Origin of the sequence: Halomonas sp. 3D7M (assembly GCF_014897885.1) — a bacterium.
Taxonomy (GTDB): domain Bacteria; phylum Pseudomonadota; class Gammaproteobacteria; order Pseudomonadales; family Halomonadaceae; genus Vreelandella.
This window is the reverse complement of the sequence record NZ_JABUZF010000111.1, coordinates 4,512-9,598: the sequence shown is the minus strand read 5'-3', so window position 1 is coordinate 9,598 and position 5,087 is coordinate 4,512. Positions and strand designations below refer to the sequence as shown.

At 60.8% G+C, this 5,087-nt stretch carries 3 protein-coding genes; 2 read left to right on the top strand and 1 reads right to left on the bottom strand.

The window, feature by feature from the left end; genetic code table 11:
• A partial coding sequence (locus tag INT22_RS04985) for an AAA family ATPase (protein ID WP_193067806.1) occupies nt 1-2,220 on the bottom strand: 2,220 nt, incomplete at its 3' end.
• A gap of 215 nt (nt 2,221-2,435) precedes the next feature.
• Between INT22_RS04985 and INT22_RS04980 the strand changes: the two genes are divergently transcribed.
• On the top strand, nt 2,436-3,728 hold the full coding sequence (locus INT22_RS04980; protein ID WP_193067805.1) for a serine hydrolase domain-containing protein: 1,293 nt from the start codon (nt 2,436-2,438) through the stop codon (nt 3,726-3,728).
• Nucleotides 3,725-5,087: ShlB/FhaC/HecB family hemolysin secretion/activation protein (locus INT22_RS04975; protein ID WP_193067804.1), on the top strand; the 1,363-nt coding region annotated here is incomplete at its 3' end. The genes INT22_RS04980 and INT22_RS04975, both read left to right, overlap by 4 nt.

Genomic DNA, 5,087 nt, shown 5'->3' with positions numbered 1-5,087 from the left:
GGCGCGCGCACTGCCAGCGGTGAAGTGCCGCTCAGCCTCTGCCGAGGCACCAGTCAGTTCAGCGACACAGGCCGCGTACTGGCGACATACAACCTCTGGGTCCTCACCGAAGAGGACATTACCGTTCTGTTCGGCATGGCGGGGGGCGATTTCCAGCACGGCGGCGATTTCTGCGGCGCAAGCCGGTAAAGCGCCGGTGAAAAACCGAGTCTGCCCGACAGCGTTATGGGCTACCATCGCCATATGGGCCGGTGCGTGCCCTGCGAGAGCCTGCAGCCCTAGCGCAAGATCTTCAGCGCGGGTCAGTTCAGCCCGCGTCAGGTGATCGTTCCAAAGCCCTGCGAGAACCGGGATCGTCGTAGCGGGATCGCCGACCTCGGCAGCTAGTTGCCCCGCGCGGCGGTAAACCTCCCGAAGCTCTTCCGCAGTAAAGCCATCCGAGACAATGAGCGCCGCGCCAAGCCCAAGCAGGGCATCGAGTTCAGTCGCGCGGTCGGCCTCAGGGTTCGTCGTACCAGCCCCGCTGCCTCGGGTCAGCAGGTCCCGTGCTCTGCGGAACTGCTCTGCTGCATCCATGGAGGCACCACGCGCCTGCGCACGCCACCCCGACAGCACGCGATAGCGTGCGGCACGCGGCCAGTCGGCGCCGCGTTCAAAGTGATCGGCCAGCACGGGGGCTATCTCACCCGCTGCATTACCGTGGCTGGCCTCCAGCCGCAGACCGACCCTTCGGTGCGTGCCTTGCCTGTTCGCTGCCGGCAATCCATCGTAGAGCGCTTCGTGATGTAGCGCGTGCCGGAAGGCATAGCGCGTGGCCACCGATCCGTCGGGTCGATAGCTGAGGCCCGCGCGGGTGATGAACCGTCGGTTCCGCGCGAGGTGCTCCAACTGCCGCTCTGCCGCCTCCACCCCGTCGTGATTGTCGGCCAGGTCGATAGCGGAAAAGGTCGGTCCCGCTACACTGGCGGTTTCAAGCAAGCTGCGCTCCTCGGCCAACAGGCGGCTGGTGCGTTCAGTCTCGATCAGGGTACGGACACTGGGGGCGATGGCTGCGACCAGCGCTTCGGGAGAGGAGGAAAGCTGCCAGCCAGCCTCGTCGCGCCGCACAAGACCTTGCGCCTGCCAAAAGTCTGCCGCCGCATCAACGAGCATGGCATGGCCCTCGGTTCGGTGGGCGAGAGTCTGAGCCAAATCAGGAGGAAAAGCGTTACCCTGGAAGCGTTCTGCAAGGCATCCAGACACTGCCGCCTCATCGAGACCACCAAGGGTGATCAACCTGCAGTCTGGCTGCCGACTTAGCTGACTCAGTGTTGCCGCAAGCGTTCCAGCGCGGTCGAGTTCATCATCGCGATAGCTACCCAGAACCAGTAATCGCGCCGGAGTGCGTTGTAGCCCCCAAGCCGCTAGCCAAGCTAGCGTACTGGGGTCTGCCCAGTGCAGATCCTCAAGCACGAGAATACCAGGGCGGCCACGGGTCAGCCGCTCCATCAGCGCGGAGAATTCCCGCAGCATTGAGTCGCGGCGAGTACGGTCCAACGCTTCCGCCTTCGAGCGACGCCCAGGTTGTTGCTTGACCCAAGAGGGAGCGACGAGTGGCAAAAGTCGCGCCAGCGTAGCCCCCTCAGACCCGACCATAAGTTGCGTCAACACATCCATCAGCAGCCCGTAGGGCTCGCGTGCGCCAGGGTGTGCAATGGCCTGTCCCCAGGCGACCCACAGCGGGGCGCGCTGGGGTAAACCAGCCTCAAATGCTTCCAGAAGGCGTGTCTTGCCGGCCCCTGCCTCGCCCGAAATAAAAGCCAGCGCCCGTCGACCGCGCTTGGCGGCGTCGGCCCTTTCGCTTAGAACTTCCAGCTCTTTATCCCGCCCGAGGCAGAGTACTGTCGATGCCGTTATAAGATCCTCAGACGCAGCGCCGATCAACGAGATCGGACGCGTCAGCCGGTAGCCCCGGCGACCCACTGTCTCGATCAGCCCGGCGTCTTGGGCGCTGTCGTCCAGCATCCGGCGCAATTCGCGGATGCACTGTTTGGGGCCTGCCTCGTTGCCATGGCTATTGCCCCATATCATGCGCCGCAAATCAGCCGTGCTGACCACTTCGCCTTGTTGCTCCACCAATGCCACCAAAACAGACAGCGTCTTGGGACGCAGGCGCATCTGTACTTCGCCGCACAGCAAAATGCCTTCGCTTAGGTTTACCTTGATATCTTTCGAAATCATGCCGTAGGGGGCCTCGGAACTGACTACCCCAGGCCGTAGCGCACGAATGGCGGCAGCCGTTAGGTAAAGGGCATAAGCGGATTAGTAAAGCGCAAATTATACCCACATTGCACCTTAATTGAACTTTACATTTGTTTGTTTGCAATCATAAATGGGCTATCTTCGCTTTCGAAGCAATCCAAGTAGCAAGTGCATAACAAACAAGGGACAGGCACATGACAGCGATCAGACTCCATCACAGAACGGCCCGCCAGTTTCGGCCTGGCCTCTCGGTCTGTGCTGTGGCTTTTGCCCTCGCGGCCCCGGTTACAGCGCAGGCTCAAGATCAGGCGCAGCAGTTCTGCGTGGCCGACCCGGCAGCGGTAACGGCCCGTGCAGCCATCACGCTACCCGACACGCCGCTGCCTGAGGCGCTGGCCGACGCCCTTGATGCGGCCACACTTGGGGCGCTGGACGGGGCCGCTGCGCCGGGGATTATTGCGGGCGTTGTCACACCCGAGGGCAGGTGGAGCGGTGCTTGGGGCGTTGCGGACCCGGAAACCGAGGCTGCGATGGAAGTCGGCATGCATACCCGAATCGGATCGATCACCAAGACCTTCACCGGTACCGCCCTGATGCAACTGGCCGAAGCTGGCAAGCTATCGCTCGACGATACGATCGACCAGTATGTGTCCGGCGTTCCCAACGGCGATATCATCACCCTACGCCATCTGGCCAGCATGACCAGCGGCCTGCTGAGCTATACTCAGGCGGACCCTTTCCTTGATCAGTTCTTTGCAGACCCTAACTTGCCTTATACGCCGCAGGAGCTGCTCGATTTTGCCCTCCCCGGTTCACCGATCTTTGCGCCGGGGGAGGAATTCAATTATTCAAACACCAATACCGTGCTGCTGGGCCTCGTGATTGAGCAGGTGACCGGTCAAGATATCGACACTGTCTTTGCTTCGATGATCCTGGAACCACTGGGCCTGACAGAGACCATCGGTCCTGACGGTGCCACCCTTATGCCGACGCCTTATCCGCAAGGATTTACCCTGCAAGGTGATGCTGCCAAGCCGACAGCGCCTTCGAACGCGACGCATTGGAATCCGTCTTGGGGATGGACAGCAGGTGGAATGATATCAACTCTCGACGACCTGCTGGTTTACGGGCGATCCCTCGGCACAGGCAAAGGCCTGTTGAGCGCCGAGACACAGCAGGAGCGCCTGCGGTCCTTCCCCGAGCCGGCGGGCTACGGCATCGCCATGGGGTGCGTTGATGGCTGGGTCGGCCACACGGGCGAACTGCCGGGTTACAACACGACGGTGTTTTACGACACGACGACAGACACGACGGTAGTCGTCCAGGCTAACAGCGACATCCCTTCGGGCGATTGCGGGGATGAGGACGTGCTCCCGAATAACCCCGACGAACTTGCGTGCAGCTCGCCCGCTAGCCGCGTGTTTGAGGCGTTATCCGTCGCCCTCGGGCATCCGTTTTCTATGCCACCGACGGTTCCGGCAGAGTGAGCGCGTTAACATTGCAGCTCCATCCCAGCTGCTCCTCACCCCTTCGCTTGGGCGCACTGGCACTGCTTTGCGCCTGTTACGCGGGCCCGGCCTTTTCACAGGGCTTGCCGAACGTCGATCGTATCCTCTCCGAGCAAACTGTCATTCTACAACGCTATGAACCGCCGCCACAGGTGGGCAGTGTCGCCATTGGCGTGCAGGACGAACGTGACAAGATCGACTTAGATCGCGCCAAAAGCATCCGTTTTCGCTTGAACTCGGTGCACATTGATGGCGCGCGGACTCTACCATTGCCGGCGTTGACGCCAATCTGGCTGGGCAAAATCGGCACCGAAATTACGCTAGCTGACCTTTACCGCATGGCAGATGCTGTTGACGCGGCCTATCTCGCTGCGGGCTATTTTTCCAAGACAGTGGTGCCGGTGCAGGATTTTTCTGACGGACAGATCCAGCTGCAGGTATTCGAAGGCTATGTCGATCGTATCGAGATCAACAGTCATATTCCCGGCATCGAGACACGGTTGGCCCCCTACCTGCAACGTATTCTCGACATGCATCCGATTCGGGTAAAGGCGGCCGAGCGTGAACTGTTGTTGATGAGTGATCTTGCCGGACTTTCGATTGAAGGGACTTTTGTGCGCCCCGAAGGCGCGACGGGCGGCGGGTTGCTGCGCCTGGAGATCGGACAATATCGCAGCTCAGGAATGATCGGACTCGACAATCTGGGATCCGACACCGTTGGCCCATTACAAATGGCCGGTGTGGTGACCTTTAACGATGTCCTGAACCAGTTCGAGACCACCAATTTGACCGGTGTCATCACACCGCAACACCCTGACCGGATGACCTTGCTTCAAATGATGCAAAGCTATCCGCTCGGATCGAACGGGCTTAGCGCGGGCTATAGCGTTGTTTATCTGCGCCAACACCCCGACGGAGGAGCTGGTGCGCCAGACATCGATGTGACATCAGCCATAGGCACGGCGTTTATGTCCTATCCGTTTCTGCGGACGCTGGACAGGTCGCTCTGGGGGCAGGCTGAGCTGACGGTGCGTAACGATGACGTGGACGTTTTTGGCTCGGCCGCTGCCCGCAGCCGGATCCGCTGGGCGACGAACTCACTGCAATATAGCCAGAGCTTTGAGACCTCCGAGATCAACCTCGAAGGAGCGTTGAATCTCGGCACGAACTCGGATATTGATCTGGGCGCGGTGCCGGATGACTTCCACTTTGTTACCGCCGAACTGGACTACACACAGGCGTTCAGCGAGGCGACGACAATGACATTGTTGGCTCGCGGCCAGTACTCTGGCAGGCCCCTGCCGGGTGCTGTTCAGTTCGGCATTGGCGGCGAGACTT